The 22,309-nt window shown below is 68.1% G+C and carries 21 protein-coding genes; 8 read left to right on the top strand and 13 right to left on the bottom strand.

What is annotated here, in order from left to right:
* Positions 1-5 precede the first annotated feature (5 nt).
* From IPP98_00710 to IPP98_00720, 3 genes are all read right to left on the bottom strand, one after another.
* Positions 6-740 carry a metal-dependent hydrolase gene (locus IPP98_00710; GenBank protein MBL0177633.1) on the bottom strand — a complete coding sequence of 245 codons (735 nt, stop codon included), beginning with the start codon at positions 738-740 and terminating at the stop codon, positions 6-8.
* A 108-nt stretch (positions 741-848) separates the two neighbouring features.
* Entirely contained in the window at positions 849-3,506 is a 2,658-nt protein-coding gene (locus IPP98_00715; GenBank protein ID MBL0177634.1) for a peptidase, read from the bottom strand.
* Positions 3,507-3,613: 107 nt separating this feature from the next.
* Positions 3,614-4,852 (bottom strand): aminoacetone oxidase family FAD-binding enzyme, encoded by a 1,239-nt coding sequence (locus tag IPP98_00720; protein MBL0177635.1) that lies wholly within the window; start codon positions 4,850-4,852, stop codon positions 3,614-3,616.
* A 38-nt stretch (positions 4,853-4,890) separates the two neighbouring features.
* On the opposite strand from IPP98_00720, the gene IPP98_00725 reads away from it, so the two are divergent.
* Both IPP98_00725 and IPP98_00730 read left to right on the top strand, forming a co-directional pair.
* A complete protein-coding gene (locus IPP98_00725) occupies positions 4,891-6,816 on the top strand; it encodes an acyl-CoA dehydrogenase family protein (GenBank protein ID MBL0177636.1) in 1,926 nt (641 codons plus the stop codon).
* 35 nt (positions 6,817-6,851) lie between these two features.
* The gene (locus tag IPP98_00730) at positions 6,852-7,232 is read left to right on the top strand and encodes an SCP2 sterol-binding domain-containing protein (protein MBL0177637.1); all 381 of its coding nucleotides are present in this window, start codon (positions 6,852-6,854) and stop codon (positions 7,230-7,232) included.
* A 41-nt stretch (positions 7,233-7,273) separates the two neighbouring features.
* On the opposite strand, the gene IPP98_00735 is transcribed toward IPP98_00730, so the two are convergent.
* Both IPP98_00735 and IPP98_00740 read right to left on the bottom strand, forming a co-directional pair.
* Positions 7,274-8,041, bottom strand: a complete 768-nt coding sequence (locus IPP98_00735; GenBank protein MBL0177638.1) for a DUF4097 family beta strand repeat protein — start codon at positions 8,039-8,041, stop codon at positions 7,274-7,276.
* 69 nt (positions 8,042-8,110) lie between these two features.
* A complete protein-coding gene (locus IPP98_00740; protein ID MBL0177639.1) occupies positions 8,111-8,893 on the bottom strand; it encodes a DUF4097 family beta strand repeat protein in 783 nt (260 codons plus the stop codon).
* 89 nt (positions 8,894-8,982) lie between these two features.
* Between IPP98_00740 and IPP98_00745 the strand changes: the two genes are divergently transcribed.
* Positions 8,983-10,728, top strand: a complete 1,746-nt coding sequence (locus IPP98_00745) for an amidase (GenBank protein ID MBL0177640.1) — start codon at positions 8,983-8,985, stop codon at positions 10,726-10,728.
* Between the two features lie 3 nt (positions 10,729-10,731).
* Here IPP98_00745 and IPP98_00750 read toward each other — a convergent pair whose 3' ends face one another.
* From IPP98_00750 to IPP98_00770, 5 genes are all read right to left on the bottom strand, one after another.
* Entirely contained in the window at positions 10,732-11,667 is a 936-nt protein-coding gene (locus IPP98_00750) for a DUF4097 family beta strand repeat protein (protein ID MBL0177641.1), read from the bottom strand.
* A 21-nt stretch (positions 11,668-11,688) separates the two neighbouring features.
* Entirely contained in the window at positions 11,689-12,249 is a 561-nt protein-coding gene (locus IPP98_00755) for a hypothetical protein (GenBank protein ID MBL0177642.1), read from the bottom strand.
* Entirely contained in the window at positions 12,239-12,796 is a 558-nt protein-coding gene (locus IPP98_00760; protein MBL0177643.1) for an RNA polymerase sigma factor, read from the bottom strand. The genes IPP98_00755 and IPP98_00760 overlap by 11 nt, the downstream gene beginning before the upstream one ends.
* Before the next feature lie 168 nt (positions 12,797-12,964).
* Positions 12,965-13,975: an agmatine deiminase family protein gene (locus tag IPP98_00765; GenBank protein MBL0177644.1), complete on the bottom strand. Its 1,011-nt coding sequence runs from the start codon at positions 13,973-13,975 to the stop codon at positions 12,965-12,967.
* Between the two features lie 25 nt (positions 13,976-14,000).
* Positions 14,001-14,897, bottom strand: coding sequence for a carbon-nitrogen hydrolase (locus tag IPP98_00770; GenBank protein ID MBL0177645.1), 897 nt, complete (start codon positions 14,895-14,897; stop codon positions 14,001-14,003).
* Here IPP98_00770 and IPP98_00775 point away from each other — a divergent pair.
* The 5 genes from IPP98_00775 to IPP98_00795 all read left to right on the top strand — a co-directional run bounded on the left by IPP98_00775 (position 14,896) and on the right by IPP98_00795 (position 20,228).
* Positions 14,896-16,047, top strand: a complete 1,152-nt coding sequence (locus IPP98_00775) for a hypothetical protein (protein MBL0177646.1) — start codon at positions 14,896-14,898, stop codon at positions 16,045-16,047. The two genes, IPP98_00770 and IPP98_00775, sit on opposite strands and share 2 nt — an antisense overlap.
* Positions 16,048-16,121: 74 nt before the next feature.
* Positions 16,122-16,721 carry a DUF305 domain-containing protein gene (locus IPP98_00780; GenBank protein ID MBL0177647.1) on the top strand — a complete coding sequence of 200 codons (600 nt, stop codon included), beginning with the start codon at positions 16,122-16,124 and terminating at the stop codon, positions 16,719-16,721.
* A 39-nt stretch (positions 16,722-16,760) separates the two neighbouring features.
* Positions 16,761-18,614: a hypothetical protein gene (locus tag IPP98_00785; protein ID MBL0177648.1), complete on the top strand. Its 1,854-nt coding sequence runs from the start codon at positions 16,761-16,763 to the stop codon at positions 18,612-18,614.
* A gap of 174 nt (positions 18,615-18,788) precedes the next feature.
* Positions 18,789-19,766 (top strand): hypothetical protein, encoded by a 978-nt coding sequence (locus IPP98_00790; GenBank protein MBL0177649.1) that lies wholly within the window; start codon positions 18,789-18,791, stop codon positions 19,764-19,766.
* A 96-nt stretch (positions 19,767-19,862) separates the two neighbouring features.
* Positions 19,863-20,228 (top strand): GIY-YIG nuclease family protein, encoded by a 366-nt coding sequence (locus IPP98_00795; GenBank protein ID MBL0177650.1) that lies wholly within the window; start codon positions 19,863-19,865, stop codon positions 20,226-20,228.
* Here the strand turns inward: IPP98_00795 and IPP98_00800 are convergent.
* The 3 genes from IPP98_00800 to IPP98_00810 form a co-directional block, all read right to left on the bottom strand.
* Positions 20,206-20,628, bottom strand: a complete 423-nt coding sequence (locus tag IPP98_00800) for a DoxX family protein (protein MBL0177651.1) — start codon at positions 20,626-20,628, stop codon at positions 20,206-20,208. The genes IPP98_00795 and IPP98_00800 overlap by 23 nt on opposite strands.
* A gap of 142 nt (positions 20,629-20,770) precedes the next feature.
* Positions 20,771-21,436, bottom strand: a complete 666-nt coding sequence (locus IPP98_00805; GenBank protein MBL0177652.1) for an endonuclease/exonuclease/phosphatase family protein — start codon at positions 21,434-21,436, stop codon at positions 20,771-20,773.
* 167 nt (positions 21,437-21,603) lie between these two features.
* Positions 21,604-22,281: a hypothetical protein gene (locus IPP98_00810; GenBank protein MBL0177653.1), complete on the bottom strand. Its 678-nt coding sequence runs from the start codon at positions 22,279-22,281 to the stop codon at positions 21,604-21,606.
* Positions 22,282-22,309: the final 28 nt, after the last annotated feature.

The following is a 22,309-nucleotide window of genomic DNA, read 5'->3' on the forward strand; positions in this document are numbered from 1 at the left end:
GTAAGCTACCGGATCGTCTCGCCCGGCGCGGGGGTGAGGACGCGGCCTTGGAGACCGACCGGCAGGTGGCGCTTCAGCTCCTCTGGCGTCCCGGGCAGGCCCGGGAACGTGGCATAGTGCTGCGGGACAATCCACGTCGGCTGGACCAGTTCGCACGCCTTGGCCGCCTGCCGCGGACCCATGGTGTAGAAGTCACCGATCGGCAGCATCAGAATGTCGGGGTGGTACATCTCGCCGATCAGCGCCATGTCGCCGAAGACCCCGGTGTCACCGGTGTTGTAGATCACCAGATCGTGCGGGCACTCCAGGACGAAGCCGCATGGAGTACCGATCTCACGCGGGCGGCCATCGGTCGTCGCGAGGGAGGAAGAATGGAACGCCTGGACCAGCGTTGCCGTCACGCCATGCGTGGCATACGAGCCGCCGATGTTGAAGGCCACCACCTGCTCCTCCGGGGCCCCCTCAGCAACGAGCTCCATCCCGAGCTCGACGCTGCAGAGGACCTTCGCGCCGGTGGCCTTCGCCAGAGCCACCGTCTCACCGATGTGATCGCCATGCCCGTGTGTCACGCAGATGACGTTTGCCGTTGCGGCGAGCTCCGCGGCGTTCGCCGGCGCCTTCGGATTCGATAGCCACGGATCGAATAGCAGCGACGGCCCACCCGGAATGTCGAGGTGGAAGGCCGAGTGGCCGAGCCAGGTCAGGGAAACTCCGAGTGGCGACGTCATGGTGAGTTCCATGTCAGAGATGATGGATCATGGATGATGGATGATGGATACTGCCTGCGAGGCGATTCAAGCTGGCCTCGCGGTCGCCCTCATCATCCATCATCCATCATCCATGATCCATCATCTGTAGAATGTGTTAAACACAAACCGATACGTCCCCGCCGGCTGGGCCCGGAACATGACTTCGGGGCCGTACAGATACAGCGTACCCTGACCGACGGTCGCCTGTGCCATGGCGATGCCATCCTTGAGGTAGTCCTGCCCGATGGCCCAGCCGGAGCGCAGCGGCTTCTCGGCCGTGTAGCGGGCGATCGGCGTGACACCCTTTGCCGCGGCATCGGGGAGGAGGCGCCACACCGGGGAGTTGTCGAAGAAGACGTCGGTGGCGGGGCGCGCCCCGCGGGCCACGGCGACCGTGGTGTCGACGCTGGTGACGAGGACCGAGCCGGGGATGTAGAACTTGTCGCTCGAGATCGGGCGCGTGGTGCCGTTGGCCTGCTTCTCGGTGATCTGGCTCTCGACCGGCAGCGTCAGCGCCGCGGCGAGATTGGTCGCCGACGAGCCGATCGCGACAACGCGACCGCCCTGCTCGAGGAAGCTCTTGATCTGGGGGATCGTGGTCGCCGCCGAGACGTTGCCGAGCTGATCGCGGAATTCGGCGGGCAGCGTCATCGGATCGAGCACGCGACCACCGCCGCCACCACCGCCGCCCCGTCCGCCACCGGTGCCGGGGATGGCGCCGTTCACGAAGAGCAGCACGTCGAATTGCTGACGGAGGTTGCCAGCGTCAAGCGTCGGCGCATAGACCACCGTGAACGGCATCTCGTACTGTTCGAGAATCCACCGCGTCCATCCCGACTCCATTGAGCCGCCATAGCGGTCCCACAGCCCGATGCGGAGCGGCGTCACTGCCGTGCCGCGCTGCGCCAGCGTCGTCGCCGTGGTCGGGAGCGCGCGATCGCGCGCCATCTCGCCCAGCACCTTGGCCGCTGCGGAGGAGGCGGGGACGAGGAAGTCGCCGTTCGGGAGACGCTCGACCTTCTGTTTCGCCTTGAGTAGGCGGTTCACCGCGACGAAACCGTCGGTGGACCCGGCCGGGACGCGCCATGCCTTGGCCTTGGTGTCGAAGGCGGCCGCGTCGGGGCGAACGTCCTCGGTGGTGATCGGGGCGAGCGGGGCCTGGAACGGGTCGAGGATCCGATCAAAGCTGACGCCCATCTGATACGCCAGCGTGTAGCCGGCGTTGTCGTACGGCCGCTTTGGCGGGCCGCCGGGGTACTGCAGGTCGGTCGGGTGCCACTGCGGCTCGAACATGTCGAGCACATGCGGCCGGAACGCCTGGTCGGTACGGACGACGAACGAGCCCTTCGGGTACCGCGTACCCCCGATGCTGAAGTCCGCGGTCGCCTTCTGCACTTCAATGCCCGAGGTGGAGAGCGCCTGCAGGAAATCGAGGGCGTTGCCGATCTCGGCCTGGTTGGCCGGGATGACGTAGGCGCGTGGGTCACGGCGCGCCGGATCGCGGAGCGCGGCGGCCTGCGCCTGCGTCGAGGTGCCGGCAGCGCGCGCCGCGTCGATCAGCACCGGGGTCGTGGTCCACGTGTCGGTCGAGCCGCGCGCGATCGAGTTGCGCCCCATCTGCCAGAAGTCGAACAGCAACTCCTCGCGATAGCGGGAGGCGTAGTCGAGGATCGCCCGATTCGCCGTCATCGAGTAGTCGATCGATTGCCGGAAGCGCCACACCTGCGGCGCGATCGGGAACTGGCCGCTGCCGCTCGGCAGTTGCCGCGCGAGCACGAGCGGAATCGTGGTCGGGGTCGGCGAGCCGATCGTCTCGGTCAAGATGCCGATCATGTTGTGGAAATAGCCCGCCGTGCGGAGCCCGCCGTTCCACCAGGTGGAATACGACGAGGCTTCCTTCGAGACCACGCCCGGCTTCCCTTCGGAGGCGAAGCGGCGCTGCATGCCCATCGCCACGAAATCGAGCCCGGTCGGGATCATCGGGTCGAAGACGTAGTTGAACGGATCGCGGAACGGCGGCGCGAACATCACCGAGCCCGCGGGGCCGGTCTGGTGGTGGTTGTAGATGACCTGCGGAAACCACGTCCGATAGAGCGTCCGGCTGATGTTGCGCGACTCCACCTGCGCGTTGCGATAGAAGTCGCGGTTGTTGTCGTGGCCGACGTACTTCTGGTAGAGGCGCGGCAGGTCGCCCATGTTCCGTCGCAGCGTGTCCGGGTTCCGCATGTACCACGACGAGACCAGTTCCATCCCATCGGGGTTTGCGTGGGTGACGAGGATGATCACGTCGTCGAGGATCCGTGTCGTCTCGGCGTCATCCTGCGAGACGAACTGCCAGACCATCTCGAGCAGCTGCTGCGCACCGAGCACTTCGGTCGCGTGGAGTCCGCCGTCGATCCAGATCACCGACTTGCCGTTCGCCGCCAGGCGCCTGGCGGTGGCCTCGTCGACCCGGCCCGCGGCGAGCAGCGCGTTGTTCTTCCGGTACTCCTCACGCTTCGCCAGGTTCGCGGGGGAGGAGAGGATCGCCATCAACTGCGGCCGCCCCTCGGCGGTCGTGCCGATCGTGTCCAGCTCCATGCGCGGCGACTCCACCGCCAGCTTCTCCCACCACCGCTGCAACTGGGTGTAGGTCGCCAGCTGATAGTCGGCGCCGATCTTGAAGCCGAGCGCCTGCTCCGGCGTCGTCAGACGAGCCTGGGCCGGGAGCGAGAACGGAAGCGCGAGCAGAAGCAGGAGACGGAGTGATGTGCGCATGCGGGGGCTCGTGAAAAGGGATGATGGATGATGGATGATAGATGATGGATGGGCGATGAATTCGGGGGAGGGGTCAGGGCAGCGGATCACCGATGATCCATCATCCATCATCCATCATCCTTCGCCGAAGCACCGAGTCCAGCCAGTCGTCCGGTGACCCACGCCCAGACAAAGTTGTAACCCCCAATCGGCCCGAACGCATCCAGCAGTTCGCCGGCGAGGAAGAGTCCGGGATGGATACGGCTCTCCATGGTGGCGGGTTGGACTTCGCCCAGCGCCACGCCACCGCCGGTGACCTCGGCCTTCTTGTAGCCCTCGTCGCCGCTCCAGGGGAGCGGGTAGCGCGTCAGGGCGGCCACCAGCGCCTTGCGGCCGTTGCGCGGGAGCTGGGAGAGCTTCCGAGTCGGGTCGATGCCGACATCGGCCAGCAGGCGATCGGCGAGTCGCGTCGGCAGCTCACGACGGATGACCGTCCCCACCTGATGCACGGCCGGGGCAAGGAACGCTTCCCACGTGGGGGCATCGTAGGCGGTCCACTGCACCGTGATCGTCGCGGGGGGCTCCTCCGCGAGGCCGCCACGGACCGCGACATGCGAGATGTCGAGGACAGCCGGCCCGCTGTAGCCACGATGGGTGAAGAGGAAACCGCCACTTGCCTCGCGACGTTCCGTGGCGTTCTTCGCCTCGATGGTGACCGGGAGCGAGACGCCGGCGAGGTCCGCGAAGATGGGCGGGTCGAGCGTCAGCGGGGTGAGGGCAGGGTAGGTCGGATGGATGGTGTGGCCGAGCGCGCCGAGGGCACGATAGGCGAAGCCGTCCGACCCGGTCTTGGGGACGGAGAGCCCACCGGTCGCCACGATCACGGCGTCGGCGCGAATCGTCCGGCCACCGGCGAGGGTGATCCCCCACCCTGACGTGAGCGGATCGAGGGCGGTCACTTCGACGCCCGACTGCCACTCGACGCCGTGCGCCTTCGCGGTCCGCACCAACCCGTCGCGCACCGCGCGCGCGCTGTTCGCCACCGGGAAGAGCTTGCCGGTTTCCTCCTCGAGCCGGAGCGGCAAGCCGACTTCCTCCTCGAAGAAGCTGCGTTGATCTTCGAGCGGCCACCCTCGCAGGATCATCCGGAGTGAATTGGGGGAGGAGGCCGTGACATAGCGGGTGGTGTCGAGGTGCGAGGGCAGGATGTTGCAGCGGCCGCCCCCGGATATCAGGATCTTGCGTCCCCCGTCCGGGGTACGCTCAAGCAGGACGACGCGCGCGCCGCCCTTGGCCGCATGGATGGCGGCGAGGAGCCCGGCGGCGCCGGCGCCGAGGACGGCGACGAGCGGAGGTGAAGTGGACACTCGCGAAACCTAGCCACCTGCGGGGCTATTTTTCTTCCATGACCCAGCCAGCCCTCCCCCGGCGCCCCGCCCCGTCCCCCGTCCGACCATCGCCCCTGGTCGATGTCGCGGCGCTCAAGGCGTTGCTCGACGGCCCCGAGGTCGGGGTCCGGGACTTCGTTCGCCAGCGGCTCACCGATCCGCGCTTTGCCTACGTCTATGGGCTCTCGCACCATGCGTACCGCGAGGTGGTCCTCGGCTGGCTGCGCGAGCTGGCGAAGGACGGCCTGGGCGCGTTGGCGGTGGCGCCGCAGTACGGCGGGGCCGGACGACCACGCGACTTCCTCGCCTCGTTCGAGACGCTCGCCTTCCACGACCTCTCGCTGACCATCAAGTACGGCGTGCAGTTCGGGCTCTTTCAAGGCAGCGTGATCCTCCTCGGCACCGAATGGCACCACCGCACCTTCCTGCCGAGCATCTCCAGCGGGGAGCTCCTCGGTGCGTTCGCGATGAGCGAGCTCGGCAGCGGCTCGAATGTTCGCGACCTCGAGACCACCGCCACCTACGACGCTGCGACCGAAACGTTCGTGATTCACACGCCCCACGGCGGCGCCCACAAGGAATGGCTCGGCAACGTCGCGTGCCACGGCGCGATGGCGACGGTCTTCGCGCAGCTGATCGTCGGCGGCATGCGGCACGGTGTCCACGCCTTCCTGGTGCCGATTCGCGATGCGTCGGGGGCGGCCGCGCCTGGCGTGCGTATCGGCGACACCGGCATCAAGGAAGGGTTGAACGGCGTCGACAATGGCCGGCTCTGGTTCGACCAGGTGCGCATCCCGCGTCTGCACCTCCTCGACCGCTTCGGACACGTGGCCGCCGACGGGACGTACAGCTCGCCGATCGAGAGCCCGGCGCGGCGCTTCTTCACGATGATCGGCACCCTCGTCGGCGGCCGGATCACCATCGGCCTGTCCGCACTCTCTGCGGCGAAGAGCGCGCTCACCATCGCGATTCGCTACGGCAACCGGCGCACGCAGTTCGGTCCCGAGGGCGGCAACGTCACCAAGCTGCTCGATTACCGCACCCACCAGCGTCGACTCCTGCCGGCGCTGGCGTCGTCGCTGGTCCTCGACATGGCGCTCTCTCGACTCGTCGATCGTTTTGCCGCCTTGCAGGACGGCGGGGGGCACGAGGGAGAGAGTCGCGAGGTCGAGGGGCTTGCGGCCGGGCTCAAGGCCTACACCGCCTGGCTGGCGCAGCAGGCCGTCACCGACGCGCGCGAATGCTGCGGCGGGCAGGGCTACCTGCAGGTGAATCGCCTCGCGGTGCTGCGCGGCGACATCGATGTCTGGACGACGTTCGAGGGCGACAACACCGTCCTGATGCAGCTGCTCGCGAAGGGACTGCTGACGGGGTACAAGCAGGAGTTCGCCGAGATGGGGGTGATCCGGTTGCTCACGCGGCGGGCCCGGGCAGCACTGAAGGCGATGAACCCGGTGACGGCGCGTCGCGACGACGAGGACCACCTCCGCGACCCGGTGCAACAGGCCGACCTGCTCCGCTACCGCGAGGAACGGCTGCTTGACGCCGCCGCGCGCCGGTTGCGCGCCGGGATGAAGAAGGATCCTCTCGGGGCGATGCAGGATGTGCAGGACCACCTGATGCACCTCGCCACCGCGCACGTCGAACGCGTCGCCTTCGACGCCGTGCAGGAGGAGATCGAGCGGGCGCAAACCTCGCTTCGTCCGTTGCTCATGCTCGTCCGCGACACCTTCTGGGCGTCGGCGGTCGAGCGCGACATCGGCTGGTTCCTGATGAACGGCGTGGTGGAGACGCCGAAGGCCAAGGCGATTCGCTACCTGGTCAACAACTGCATCCAGGAGATGCGGCCGATCGCCGAGCAGATCACCCAGGCCTTCGCGATCCCCGACCAGGTGCTGGCGGCGCCGATCGCCTTCGACGCCCTCCCAACGAGACACGGATGACCGCGAACGGCGAACCGCGAACTGAGTCCGCTGCGATGCCATCCTTGTTCACGCCAGGGGGAATTGCACGTTGGCAGGCGCACCTCAACGGCTCGGCGGTGTTCGCCGAGGCCGCCGCGGGATGGGTCGGGACGCTGGTGCTCGTCGCCTCGGATGTGGAACCACCGTCGCACACCCTCGTCCGCGTCGATGATGGGCGCTGCACTGAGGCGAGAACCGCGGATGTGGCTGATCGGGATCCCGCCGATTTCGTGCTCGCCGCGACCACCACGACCTGGCTCGCGCTCATCGCCGGTCGCACGACGCCGACAATGGCCGCGATGACCGGCCGCCTCCACCTCGAGAAGGGCGACCTCTTCGCCCTGATCCCGCATGCGAAAGCGGCGGCCGAGCTTCTCGCTGCGGCCGCCGACTAGATCCGTTCACCCCGCGGCTGAAGCCGCGGCTCGGCGAAATATCACCCTTTCTTGAGGGTGATCCCGCCGTTCACCGTCTCGACGCTGAGCCGGCGCCCGCCACGACCGATCTTGCCGGTGAACGACTTCGGCCCCCACTTCCCCTCGATGGTCACCGGAAAGTCGCTGCTGATGCCGCCGTTCACGGTTTCGCCGCTGATGTCGGCATCGAGGCCGGTGGGGAAGACGAGGTCGACGCCGCCATTCACCGCCGAGACCTTCAGCGTGCCGTCCCAATCGGCCTTGGTGAACTTGGCCTTGATGCCGCCATTGACCGTCTCGAGGTGGCTGGCCGTCGTTCCGCTGAAAGTGATCGCGCCGTTGACGGACTCCAGGGCGGCCGATGCCTCGAGCCCGGTCGCGGTGATGTTGCCATTCACGCTCTCGGCATCGACCAGCACACCCGCCGGGACTCGCACTTCGTACCGCATCTCGACCTGGTCATAGTTGTCGCGGCCGCGTGACGAGGAGGAGTTCTCGCCATCGCACGTCTTCCGGTTCGGGTCGCGGTTGGTGTAGATGGTGCAGATCCGCACCGTCCCGCCGCGCTCCTCCATGATCGCCTTCACGTAGGAGCCGTCGCCCTTGATCACCCGCTTGGTGACGATCACCTCAGCGGTGCGCCCGGTGCCCTGCGTGATCACCATCGGCCCGTTGATGTTCTCGAGGGCGAGCGTGCCCCCGGCGGCGATCGTCGGGGTGAAGCGGGTCTCCTGGGCCGCCAGGGGGGCGGCGGCCACGAGGAGGGAGGCGAGCAGGGTGCGGCGCATGGGCAAGCTCCGAAGAGGGAGAGTCGGGGTTCCTGACTGAGACGTGGGCGACCCGTGAATGGTTGCAGGCTACCGCTTCTGCAGCCGGATCGCCCCATCCACGGTGCTCAGCCGCAACGCTGGCCCGCCGTCGCCGAGCGTGCCGCGGAACTGGCGCGGGCCCCACTTCCCCGAAGTGGTCAGCGGGAAGTCGCTGCTGAAGGTCCCGTCGACCGAAGAACCGGAGACGTCGAGGCCGACACCCGACGGGACTCGGACGGTGATGGCGCCGTCGACCGTCCGGTAGTGCATGCCGGCCTTCGGCATCTCGGCCACGGTCACGTCGATGTCGCCATCGACGGTCGAGATCGACTCCGGCGCCCGACCCGAGACGATGACGTCGCCGTCGACGGTGGTGATGGTGGCCTTGCCCGTCAGGTCGGAGACGTGCACGTCGCCGTCGACCGTGGTCACCTGCAGCGCCGCACCTTCGGGGAGCCGCACCTCGTACGACATCTCGACGTCGAGCGGATCGCGATATCCACTGCGGTTGCGGCCACGGCGGCCGGTGCAGCTGGTGCGATCGTCGTCCGTGTCGTCGAGGTAGAGGGTGCAGACGCGGATGCCGTCATCACTCTCCTCCATCACCGCCTTCACCAGGGCGCCATTCCCCTTCCGAACGGTCTTCCGCGCGATGATCTCCGCCGTCCGACCGCTGGCCGGCGTGACGCGGACGTCGCCGTCGATGTTGCTCAGGGAGAGTGTCGCACCGCGCGCCAAGGCGTGGGTGAAGCGGGTCTCCTGCGCGGTGAGCGGGGCACTGCTCGCGAGGCTGCCGAGCAACAGGACGGTCAGGGCGATCGGGCGGGACATGGCTTCTCCTTGGCGGTTCGGTCGGAACGGAGTGATGATTCCCTCAGACGCCGTATCCCCCCGCAGGGTTGTCACCTCAGGAGCCGCCAATGTCCCAGCCCTTCGATCGCCGCACCTTTCTCGGCCTCGCCACCGCCGCCGGCCTCCCGATCGCACTGGCCGACCAGCTGTGGGCCGATGTGGTCCCGCCGGCTGCCAACGCACCAGAGGCCGTTCTGGCACTGCGGGCACTCACGAAGGAGCAGCTCGCCGCCGCCGAGGCGGTGCTGGGGATCAGCTTCACCGATGCCGAGCGCGAGATGATGCTCTCGACGGTCGACGGGACGCTTGCCTCGCTCGCCAAGCTGCAGCAAGTGCCGCTGCCGAACTCGGTCGTACCGGCGCTCCACTTTGACCCGCGCCCGGCGGGGGCGACGGCCGTCGGTCAGCCCATCACTGCGCGGGTGCCGCGCCGACGACCCAATCCGCTGGTGCTGCCGACCACCGACTCGGACTGGGCGTTCGCCTCGGCGGAACAGCTCGGGCGCTTGATCCGAGCCGGGCACGTGACCTCGCGGCAACTGGTCGATCGCGCGCTCGCGCGCTACGCGCAGTTCGACCCGATCCTCAAGTGCGCCATCACGCTCACGCCGGAGCGGGCGCGTGCGCAGGCCGATGCGCTCGACGCCGAGGCGAAGCGCGGGAGCTTCCGCGGGCCGCTGCATGGCGTGCCCTACGCCGCGAAGGACCTCTTTGCGGTGCCGGGCTATCCGACCACCTGGGGGTCTCCACTCTTCAAGGAGCAGCGGCTTGAGGAGACGGCCGCGGTGGTCGAGCGGCTCGACAAAGCGGGCGCCGTGTTGGTGGCCAAGACCTCGCTCGGCGAGTTCGCGCAGGGTGATGTCTGGTTCGGCGGAATGACGCGCAACCCGTGGAACACGGAGCAGGGATCGAGTGGGTCCTCGGCCGGGTCGGCGAGCAGCGTGGCGGCGGGCCTCGTCCCGTTCGCGATCGGCACCGAGACACTCGGCTCGATCGTCTCGCCCTGCACGCGCTGCGGCGTGAGCGGTCTGCGTCCGACCTTCGGCCGGATCTCGCGGCATGGGGCGATGGCGCTCTCGTGGACAATGGACAAGGTCGGCCCCATTGCTCGCCATGCAGGTGACTTGGCACTCGTCTTCGACGCCGTGCACGGCGCCGACCCGCGCGACCCGTCGACGCGGACGATGCCGTTCCGCTACGAGCCCGATCGGTCGCTCGCGAACGTGCGCATCGGCGTACATCCCTCGCTTGTCGAGCCGGCGGCGGATGCCTCGGCACCGCAGCGCGCTGCCTACACGGCGCAGCGCCCCGTCCTCGATGCGCTGATCAAGGCGGGTGCGACGCTGACGCCGATCGTCTGGCCCGAGACGCTGCCGACCGACGCGATGCGCACCATCCTCACGGTCGAGGCGGCGGCCGCATTTGAGGAGATCACCCGCACCAATCGCGACGACCAGATGGTGCAGCAGAATCGAGGTGCCTGGCCCAACACTTTCCGGGCGGCGCACATGGTGTCGGCGGTCCAGTACGTCCAGGCCAACCGCGCGCGCACGCTCCTCATGCAGCAACTCGCGACACTCTACGCGACGGTCGACGTGATCATCGCGCCGACCAACGCCGGATCGGTGCTGACGGCGACCAACCTGAGCGGCCATCCGACGGTGGTGGTGCCGAGCGGCTTTTCGGAGCAGGGGGCGCCGCGGGCGATCACGTTCGTGGCGGCGCTGTGGCGGGAGGATCTGGCGTTGCGGCTGGCGGCGGTGTGGCAACAGGCGAGCGACATCCACCTGCGTCGCCCGCCCAAGTTCAGCTGAGGTCTACTTCCCGGTCTTGACGCGAATCGGGCCGTTGAACGACTCGACGCTGACGCGCGCCTCGCCCTTGCCGAAGGTGACGGTGAAGTCCGACTCCTCCCCGAAACCCGGCACCGGCGGGACGGGCGCGGCCGCCCGCCCCTTCCCCGGGCGTGGCGTGGCCGGCGGGGCCATCGGTGCCTGCCGTCCCCCCGACGTCAGCATCCCCTTCAATTCGGTCTCGAAGTCGCCCATCACCGTCGAGACGCGCATCTTCGCGCTGGTGTTGCTCGGCAGCGTCAGCGTGATGCCGCCATTGTGGCTCTCGAAACTGTAGTTCCCGTCGGGGTCGAGACTTCCCGTGAAGTCGACGGTGGAGTTGACCGACGACGCGGTGACCGACGCCGCGTGCACCCCGCGCATCCGCACGCCGGCGTTGATGCTCTCGGCCTCGAGCCGGCCCTCGACATCGACATTCTCGAGCGAGACGACCCCGGCGACCGCGTTGATCGAGAGCGACGCGCCCTTGTAGTCGACCACCGTCACCGTCCCCGCCACCGTCTCGAGTGCCGTGCGTCCGCTGCCGTTGAGCAGCCGGATGGAGCCGTTCATGGTGGTGATGTCGAGACGATCCGTGGCGCCGGTGACCGTGACCCCGCCCGAGATGCAGTTGATCTCGAGGCGACTCGACGGCGGAACGGTGATGGTCAACATCCCCGACGGCGATCCTTCGCGGCCGCGCCCCATCGAGAGGATGTCGCAGTTGACCTCGGCACTGCGGCGGTCGGACTCGAGGCTGCCCCCCGTCACGTTGAGCCGCTCCTCGGTGCCGACGCGCACCGTCACGCCGCAGGTCGGGGCGTTGATCTCGATCGTGGCGCCGCTGCCGAGCCGGACGGCGGTGTCTGGGGCGGTCAGGCCGCTGGCGGCGACGGTGGCGAAGAGCAGGGTGGCGAACATGGCAATCTCCTCGGGACCCGGTCAGGTCCGAATGGCCGTGCGGCGCGTCACGGTGCGCAGCACGTCAAGCTTCTTCTGCAGCGCGGACGTCAGGTAATGCGCGCTGCGTGGGTCGTCAGGGGTCGCGCGCTGCAGCGTGGCGGCATCGGCGATCACCTGGTCGAGTGCGGCGAGCGAAGCACGAATTCCCTCGCGGGTCTTCGGGTCGAGCGTCGTTTCGGTGCCGGCGAGATGCGCCTCCAGCTGACCGATGGCCTGCTGGAGCGCCTGATCGGCCGGCGTGTGCGACGCCGCCACGCTACTGGCGGGCGTGACCAGGGCCGCCTGCGCGGACGTGGCCGCGGGCGGCACCACCGTGCCCGATCGGAGCAGGAGCATCGTGCCGCCGATCGACGCGGCGGCGATCACCAACCCGGCCGCAATCGCGGTCGGCCAGCGCAGCAGGAACGTGCCAGCCGGATGCCGCGGCGTCAGCTGCGGCGCGATCTCGGGCCAGAGATCCTCGGCGGGTGGCGTGTCGCGCAAGGTCGCGACCGCCTCCAGTAGCCGGGGATCGAGCGGGTCGTCGTCGTTAGTGGCCATCGAGCATCCTCCGGAGCGCGGCGCGGGCGCGCGACAACTGCGACTTCGAGGTGCCGACCACCAGCCCGAGCCGGTCGGCGATTTCTTCGTGCGTCCATCCTTCCACGTCGTGAAGGATGAACACCTGGCGCGAGCCATCCGGAAGCCGACGGATCGCGGACTCGAGATCCATCGCCACGGCCGGGTGCGGAGTGTGCCCAGCGGCCTGCCCGAGGGCGAGCTCGTCGTCCTGGATCCACTTCCGCTCGCTCTGCCCGCTCCGATGCCTGGAGAGCACCACGTTCACCGCCAGCCGGTGCAACCAGGTCGAGAAGGCACTCTCGGCCCGAAAGGTCGGCAGCTTCTGCCACGCCCGGATGAAGACGTCCTGGGTCAGGTCATCGGCCAGGTCGTCGCCAGCCATCCGCCGCACCAGGGTGTGGATTCGCGCCACATGGCGTCGGTAGAGTCGCTCGAATGCCCCCTCGTCGCCCCCCGCCGCCGCCTTGGCGAGGGAGGCTTCGATGTCGAGGGCCGGCGTACCAGCCAAGGGGGTCGAAAGCGTCATGGTGGCGATCACGAAACTGAGACGGGGCGGGAAGCCCGAATGGTTGCAACCGGGGAACGAAGGATGATGGATGATGGATGATGGATGATGGATATGTGACGGCCGTCGATGCGCTGCATGGTCTGTCCGGACACCAATCCATCATCCATCATCTATCATCCATCATCCCTATTCCGGCCACTGCTGCGTCAGACAATGAAACGCCCCCAACCCCCAGATCAGCGCCGTGCAGTCGATCACCACCACCGTGCGGGTCGGGAAGAGCGCCTGCAATGTGGCGCGGGCGATCTCGTCCCGCTCGGCGTCGTAGCCCGGAAGGAGGACCACCTCGTTGCCGATGTAGAAGTTGGCGTACGAGGCCGGCAGGCGCTGGTCCTCATAGACCACCGGTCGCGGCATCGGGAGGGTGACGATCCGGAACGGCTCGCCGTTGCAGTCCGTCATCGCCTCGAGGCGCATCAGGTTCGCGAGCAGCAACGCGTAGTTCTCATCCGACGGGTCGTCCTCGAGCACCGTGACGATCGTGCGCGCGTCGACGAATCGGGTGATGTCGTCGATGTGGCCGTCGGTGTCATCGCCGACGATCCCCTCGCCGAGCCAGAGGATCTTCTGCACGCCGAGATGGTCCTTGAGCGACTGCTCGATCTCGGCCTTCGAGAGCCCCGGATTGCGATTCGGATTGAGGAGGCACGCCTCGGTGGTGAGCAGCACGCCCTCGCCGTTCACCTCGATGCTGCCGCCCTCGAGGATCATCCCCGGTGACAGCCGCGCGATGCCGTACTCCTCGGCGACGAGGCGCGGGATCTCGTTGTCGAGATCGTACGGCGGATACTTGCCACCCCAGGCGTTGTAGCCCCAGTCGAGGATCAATTGCTCGCGCGTGCCGTTGGCGTCGCGCTGCACGAAAATCGGGCCGTGGTCGCGACACCAGGCGTCATTGGTCGGGAAGTGATGGAAGAAAACGTTCGCGGTCGGCACCTTCGCCTCGGCGAGCACCGCACGCGCCTCCGCCTCCATGGCGTCGTCGGCCACGTTGACGTGCACCTCCTCGCCAGGAGCGAGGTGGCGGATCATCTCCGCGATCACGTAGGGCACCGGGAAGAAGTTCCCGGGCCAGCTCGATTCGCGGTGCGGCCACGACAACCAGGTGCCCCGGTGAGGCGCCCACTCCGCTGGCATCACGAATCCGCGCGCGGCGGGAGTATCAGTCAATGTACCGCCGTGTCAGGTCGCCGTAGGCATCGATGCGGCGGTCCCGCAGGAACGGCCAGTGCGTGCGCACCACGTCAACGTTGCCGAGATCGCAGTCCGCGACGAGGATCTCCTCGTCCTGACCGGCCTTGGTCAGGATGCGGCCGTTCGGGTCGGCGATGAACGAGCCGCCCCAGAACTCGATCCCCGGCGCGTCGGCCGCGCTCCCCGGCAGTACTTCGTGGCCCGTCCGGTTCACCGAGCAGACGAAGCAGCCGTTGGCCACCGCGTGACTTCGCTGGATCGTCTCCCACGCCGCCTGCTGTCGTTCGCCGTACTCCGCCTTCTCGGGTGGCAGCCAGCCGATCGCCGTCGGATAGAAGAGGATCTCCGCGCCGCTCATCGCCGTGAGGCGGGCGGCTTCCGGGTACCACTGGTCCCAGCAGATCAGCACGCCGATCTTGCCGAACTTGGTGTCCCAGCTGCGGAAGCCGAGGTCGCCGGGGGTGAAGTAGAACTTCTCGTAGAACTGCGGATCGTCCGGGATGTGCATCTTCCGGTACTTGCCGAGGTACGTGCCATCGGCGTCGATCACGGCAGCCGTGTTGTGGTAGAGTCCCTGCGCGCGTCGCTCGAAGAGCGAGGCGACGATCACCACGCCGAGCTCCTTCGCGACAGCCGAGAGGCGGTCGGTCGAGGGGCCCGGAATCGCCTCGGCGAGCTGGAAGAAGTCGTGGTCTTCGCGCTGGCAGAAGTAGTACCAGCCGAAGAGCTCCTGCAGGCAGATGATCTGGGCGCCCTGGGCGGCGGCCTGGCGGATCCCCTCGATGGCACGATCGAGGTTGCCGGCGGGGGTGGCCCCCACCCGCTGCTGGACCAGCCCGACCCGGACGGTTCGCGAAGTAGTCATGGCGACTAAAATAGTGCTGGCTCCCGGCGGCGGCATCCGCCTGCCGGGATTGGCTTCCTTGGCGCTCGAGGCTCCCATTCGCGTCCCGACCCGACTCCTGGCCCTCTCGCTCCTCCTCCTGGCCCCCGGCGTGGCCACCGCGCAGCGCCTCGACTGGCGTGCCCGGGTGGCGCTCTATGGCGACAACACCGAGTTCTTCACCCCCTATCGGGTGGGCGAGACGATCCTCGGCACCCAGCTCCAGACGTGGCTCGAGGCCAAGCCGGGGCGGCGGACCGAACTGCGTCTCGGCTTCTACGCCGACCGCCGGCTCGGCAGTGAGCAGTTCACCGACACCCTGCTGCCCATCGTCGCCTTCCGCTATCGGACCGAGCACTCGCAGGGAATCATCGGCACCCTGGAGACGGTGCGGCGGCATGGCCTGCTTGAGCCGCTGATGGTCACGACGCGCGAGCTCACCACGCCGGTCGAGTCCGGCATCCAATGGATCGAGACGCGCGGCATCTTCCGAGGCGAGGCCTGGGTCAACTGGCAGCAGCTCAACACGCCGACGCAGCGCGAGGCGTTCGAGATGGGCGCCGTGCTGCGCGTCGAGCCGACCGACTGGGCCACCATCGAGGCGCAGCATCTCTGGTCACACCGCGGTGGACAGCTCTACGACGCCGGCGTGCCGGTGAGCAACAACCGCGTCACCGCGCTCGGTGCCACGGCGCGGCGCACGCTGCCGACGCTCGGCGCGTCGTCGCTGGCGGCGTGGCGCTTCTGGAGTGATGGGAACATCGATCCGAACTATCCTGCCGACCGCGCCTCGAAGGGGCACGGCACCTACCTGCGGGCGAGTGTCACGCCGCGCGGGTGGGTCGAGGTCTTCGCGATCCATTGGCGCGGGCGCGACTTCGTCGCCGCGGCGGGCGACAACAACTACAACTCGACTGGCCACGATCCAGCCTTCTATCGCAGCCAGCGGAAGTACACCGAGCTCGGCCTGCTGCGGCGCACCCCGATCGGCGGCGGCGTGACCTTCGATGCCGAGGCTCGGTGGCACCGGATCGACAACGAGAAGAGCATCGCCTTCTTCAACACGCCGTGGGAGCTGAGCTACCGCTTCATCGTGCGGGCACCGATCGACGTGGCGGTGCGGCGGCGCTGACTGCGCCCTCGCGCCCACCCGCCCCCGGCGCTATTCTCCCTCTTCTACCCGACACATCCTGCTGGAGCCCCGCCATGAAGGCCCCTTTGCCGTTCGCCCTGCTCGTTGCCGTGTTGCTGGCCCCCGGGCTGGCAGCCCAGGCCCCGGCACGCACCGGCAGCTCGGCCGCCGACGTGAAGTTCATCACCGGAATGATCCCCCATCACGCCCAGGCGGTGCAGATGGGTCGCTGGGCGCCGACGCACGGGGCGAGTGCCGCGCTGAAGCGATTCGCCGAGCGGATCGTGGTGGCCCAGCGCGACGAGATCGCGGCGATGCGCACCTGGCTCCGACAGCAGGGCCAGCCGGTGCCGGACACCAACGCCACCCATGTCATGATGAAGATGGACGGCATGGACCACGCGATGTTGATGCCTGGGATGCTGACCGATGAGGAGATGGCCAAGCTCGATGGCCTGCGTGGCGTCGAGTTCGACCGCTTCTTCCTCTCGTCAATGATCAAGCACCACGGCGGCGCCGTCTCGATGGTGGACGAACTCTTCGCGTCGTACGGCGCGGGGCAAGACGAGTTCGTCTTCCGCTTCGCTTCCGACGTCTTCGCCGACCAGACCACCGAAATTGAATTCCTGCAGGGAATGCTCGATGCCCTGCCGCCGCCTGCCGCACGTCCCTAGTCCCTCCGCCTCTCTCCCGCCCCCGCCGAGGATTCCGCGATGTTCCCTTACTGTTTGTCTGTTCGCCGAGCGTTGCCGCTGCTCGGACTCGCGCTCGCACTGGCCGCCGTCCCCGCGGCCGCGCAGCAGAAGATCAAGACCACGCCCTCGCCCGATCCGCGCGAGGGGCTCAAGGCCGGAAAGTTCGACGCCGGCATCGCGATCTGGAACATGAAGATGCTGTCGACCACGCCGTCGCCGGGGCCGTTCGCCCTCAACACCAACAGCGACCTCGCCTTCTCCGGCACCAAGGTCTATCAGGGCAACTACGACGGCCTGATGATCTGGGACATCGCCAATCCCGCCAAGCCGTATCTGGTGAACTGGGTGCACTGTCCGGCGTCGCAGAGCGACGTCTCGGTCTACAAGAACCTCGCGTTCGTCTCGGCCGAGGGGCTCACGGGGCGGATGGACTGCGGGACGGGGGGCGTCCCTGACCCGGTCAGCAAGGACCGCGTGCGCGGCATCCGGATCTTCGACATGACCGATCCGCTCAAGCCGAAGTACGTCGGCAACGTGCAGACCTGCCGCGGCTCGCATACGCACACCGTGGTCACCGACAAGAACGATCCCGACAACGTCTACGTCTACATCTCCGGCTCTGCGGGTGTCCGTTCGGCCGACGAGTTGCCGGGCTGCTCGGGGCTCGCCCCCGATGCCGATCCGAACTCGGCGCTCTTCCGGATCGAGGTGATCAAGGTGCCGCTGGCTGATCCGTCGAAGGCCGCGATTGTCTCGTCACCGCGGATCTTCACCGACCTCGCGCCGGCACCGACGCGGTTGACGCCGGCCGCGCCGTCGCCGAATGCGGCGGCGCGTGGCGGGGCGGGTGCCCCGGGTGCCCCGGGTGCGGCTGGTGCAGGTCGCGGGGCCGGCGGCGGTCGTGGGGCCGCGGGTGGCGCGCCACGCGTCCGCACCGGTCCGAACCAGTGCCATGACATCACCGTCTATCCGGGCGCCGGGCTCGCTGGTGGCGCGTGCGGCGGCTACGGTCTGCTGCTCGACATCAGCAACCCGGCCAATCCGCGGCGCATCGATGCCGTCGCCGACACCAACTTCTCCTTCTGGCACTCGGCCACCTTCAGCAACGATGGCAAGGCCGTGCTCTTCACCGACGAGTGGGGCGGGGGTCGTGCGCCACGCTGCCGCGCGAGCGACCACTACGAATGGGGCGGCAACGCCCTCTTCAAGATCGTCGACGGGAAGATGGTCTTCCAGAGCTACTACAAGATGCCGTCGCACCAGACCGACTGGGAGAACTGCGTCGCACACAACGGCTCGCCGATCCCGATCCCGGGGCGCGAGGTGATGGTGCAGGGGTGGTACCAGGGCGGCATCTCGATCTTCGACTGGACCGATCCGGCGTCACCGTTCGAGGTCGCGTTCTTCGACCGTGGGCCGCTCAAGGATGGCGAGCTCACCAGCGCCGGCTCGTGGTCGGTGTATTGGTACAACGGCGTGATCGTGAACTCCGAGATCGCGCGCGGCCTCGACGTCTTCGAGCTGGCGCCGAGCAAGTACATCTCGCAGAACGAGATCGACGCGGCGAAGACGGTGGTCTTCACCGAGCTCAATCCGCAGGAGCAGCCGAAGATGGTGTGGCCCGCGAGCTTCGCGAAGGCGCGCGCGTTCGTCGACCAGCTCGAGCGGTCGAAGGGGCTCAGCGCGGCGCGGATCGGTGCAGTTCGCGGTGCGCTCACTGCCGCCGAGCGGGCGAGCGGCGCGGCGCGGAAGACGGCGCTGACCAGGCTCGCGGCGCAGGTTGACGCTGATGGAAAGGCGTCGAGCGACAAGGCCAAGCTGGCCATGCTCGGCGACGCGGTGCGGGAGTTGGCGGCCGAGCCGCGGCTTTAGCCGCGGTCCGTAGCGACCACGCGCGTCCGGCCATTCTTGCCGCTCCGGCAGGGATGGCCGGGCCATCACGCCCGGCCGACCGTCGTAATCTGTTGGGAAACAACGGGTTACAAGCGCCCTCCCGGCGGTGTAGTTCTTGCGATTTCCCACGGCGACCTCTGATTCGGAGTCGCCGTGCGTCGTTTCGTCTTGCTCGCTGTTGCCGCGCTGCTCGTGCCCGCCGCCGGGGCCACCGCGCAGACCACCACCGCCGATACCACCGCGGTGGTCTGCCCGACTGGCCTTTCGGCGGCGGGCACCAAAGTCTGCACGGCGGCCCTCGACGGGATCACCATGATCCACCCGCTCGCGGCGCTGCTGATGAATGGCGGCAACCCGCGGCTCGGGAGTGCCGGCGTGATCGGCCGCTTCGGGCATGTGGCGCTCGGCCTCCGCGCGACCACTGCCATGGCGGTGGTTCCCGACCTCACGTGGGCCGGCAACACCGACACCGTCCCCGTCGGCCGGCGCGTGCAGCTCTATGCGCCGCGGGTCGACCTCGCGATGGGCCTCCTCCAGAAGCAGATGCCCACCGGCGTCGTCGGCATCGACTTCATGCTCTCGGCGCTGGTGATCCCGCGGAACCGCACCAATCTCTTCACGCCGGTCCCGGGGAGCCGCACCATCCAGGACGCGACGGTCGCGCTCGACTGGGGGATCCGCGCCGGCATGTCGAGTCCGAAGTTGCCGACCGTCTCGCTCTCGATCATGAAGCGCTCGACGCCGACGGTGCAGATGGGCGGCACCACCAATGGCCAGACGACGGCGTGGACCTTCAACGCCTCGGCGATCGACGTGCGGCTCTTCACCGGGAAGCGCTTCGGCTGGTTCGAGTTCGCGGCGGGCGCCGGCGTGGATCTCCTCTCCGGGAAGGGCGAGGTCGCCTACCGCGACCCGGGTACGGGGACGGTGGGTGAGGTCCTCGAACCGAAACTCTCTGGCATGCGCATCGTCACCGCGCTCAACCTCGGTGTGCACATCGGCCCGCTGCATGTCGTCGGCGAGGGGGGCTATCAGGTCGGGTCGAACCTGGCGCTCACGACGCGCTACGCCGAGAACAACCCGAACGCGGGGAAGTTCTTCGGCGGGCTGGGAGTCGTGCTGGCGCGGTGACGTGGGGCTGCCTTGAGCTGCAGCTGTTCAGGGCCGGCCAGGAATGATGTGGCCGTTCCTTCCAGGCGGCGGGGATTGCTCGTCGCATACGGGGGCATGATGGATCGCAAGGCGATGGTGCGTGACTACAAGGAGACCGCCCGCCCGATGGGCGTCTACCGCGTCTGGAACCCAGTGACGGGGACGTCGCTGGTGGCCGCGAGCCTCGACCTGCCCGCGATCCTCAACCGGCACCGCGCCCAGTTGAAGATGGGCGCGCATCCGACGACTGCGCTGCAGGCCGAATGGAATGCCGGCGCCAGCGCGGACTTCGTCTTCGAGGTGCTCGACACGCTGGCCCCCGCCAACCCGCCCGTCGCCGACCCCATCCCCGAACTGCAGGCGCTCGAGGCGATGTGGCTGGAGCAACTCGGCCTCGTCGCCGATCGGATGCACACGCTCAGGTCGCGACGGATCGGCTGACCCCCGATGGCGCGGTGTCCGCCGCGGCTGCCACGACGACCAGCATGCAAAGCAGCGCGACGCTGTACTCACTGCCGCCGGTGCCATGTTCGCCAACGAACCAGCCGTTCCCCCAGTGAATCAGTATGATCCCCATGCCAGCAACGCAGAACAGCACGGCGGCCATCAGGCGGACCTGGCGACCGAGGAGGATCATCGCCCCCGACACGAGCTCCGTCGCCGTGATGGCCCACACGACGGCCGTGCCGTTCGGGAAGCCCACGGACTCCATGAACTCCCCGAACTGCGGAATCGAGCCATTGGCGATGCGAACCACGGCGTGCGCCATGAACAGGGCCGGGGTGACGACCCGCAGCAGGCGGAGGGCGGTCGGCAGGGTGAGAAATGGGAACGCGCGCACGGATGACTCCCAGTGACGTGAGCAAAGCGGGAGTCGCAGGATAAGGCCGCCGACCGACGGGACGGCGTGAGCGAAGGCGGTCCTTACCAGCCTCAAACCCGCGGGAGCCGGGCGGTCCCCGCGGGTCGGAAGGTGGCGCGGCCTATTTCCGCAACAGCAAACGCGCCATCACCGGCCGATGATCCGACGCCATCCGTTCATCAACCACCGCGACGCTGTCGACTCGCCACCGCATGGCCGGCGACACGAAGACGAAATCAATCTCCTTCACGGGAGCCGGCGCCGCCGGGAACGTCAAGTGCCCGTCCCTCGGCTTCTCTGCCTCCATCGCGCCGCGCTCGAAGAGCCGGATCGTCCGTGATCCGGGCTCGTCGTTGAAGTCGCCCATCAGCAGGTAGGGTGTCGAGAGGGTGTCGAGCGTCGCGGCGAGGACCTTGGCCTGCGCGAACCGGAAGCCGTCGTCGCTCACCCAGTCGAAGTGCACGCTGACGACCGTCAGCGGGTCGCCGTTGGGCAACGTCACCTGCACCAGCAGTGCCACCCGTGGCTCATTGCCATCGGGGAGTCGGAGCGCCGTGCTGCGGACGATCGGGTGCTTCGAGAGGATCGCCAGCCCATACTCGCCGTCCTGGTAATCCATGAAGGGGCCGAATGCGGCCTTCATGCCGAGCAGGTCACCGAGCAGCTTCGCCTGATCGACGGAGCCGCTCCGGCGAACGTTGCGGTCCACTTCCTCGAGGGCGATGAAGTCGGCCTCAAGGGGGCGCAGCGTGGCCGCGGTGCGCTCGAGGCGCAGGGCGTCATCCATCCCGACACCGTGGCGGATGTTGTAGGTCACCGCGGTGATCGTGCTGCCCTGCGGGGTGCCGAGCTGGGAGAGCAGGGCGCAGGAGGCGGAGCCGAGGCAGAGCGCCGCCCCGATCAGCAGGCCGCGCCCCGTGGTCAGCCACGAATGCCGATGTCTGATTGGAACGATCACTTCCCCTTGACCATCCCCATTCCCGACACCGTCAGGTCGACATTGTGCGTCACGCGGATGCCGAAGATGCCGTCCGTCGACGCCAGCTTGTCCGGCCCGACCGTGACCGCCTTGTCGAAGCTCTGCACCGCCGTGCCGTTCACCACGCACGACGCCGTGCCGCCCTTCACGCGCCAGCCGACCGTGTTGGTCGACTTGCCGGACGCGTCGGCCTTCTGGACCGCCGCGTGCTCGACCGGCCCCGCGAGCGTTGTCACCTTCGCGCCGTGGAAGGTCTTCACCGCGTAGGTGCCGTTGCCGTAGACGATGCAGTACATCAGCGACTCGGTGTCGGTGTCGAGGCCCGCGCCGCCGATGAAGAGGCCGAACGAGTGCGGGTGCGACGCCGTCATCTTCGTCTCGGTGAAGGTCGCCTTCACTTCGTAGTCGCCCTTCGCCACGTCGGTGTCGCGCCAGTAGTCGCCGGCGGGACCGATGGTCAGGTGGAGGTCATTCCCCATTGCCATGAACTTCGAGTCCTTGATCGTCTTGCCGGAGGCGGCCGCCTTCCGGTCAATCCGGCCCTTCCACCCCGGCGCGCTGATGCCGCCTCCGGCCACCGAGCGATCGGCGTCCTGGGCAGCGAGTGACGTGGCCACACATGAGGCAACCAGCAAGAAGGCGAGTGAACGCATGCGGGAACTCCTGAGGGGGGGATGGGAA

This window comes from Gemmatimonadota bacterium, from assembly GCA_016720805.1.
GTDB lineage: Bacteria > Gemmatimonadota > Gemmatimonadetes > Gemmatimonadales > GWC2-71-9 > Palsa-1233.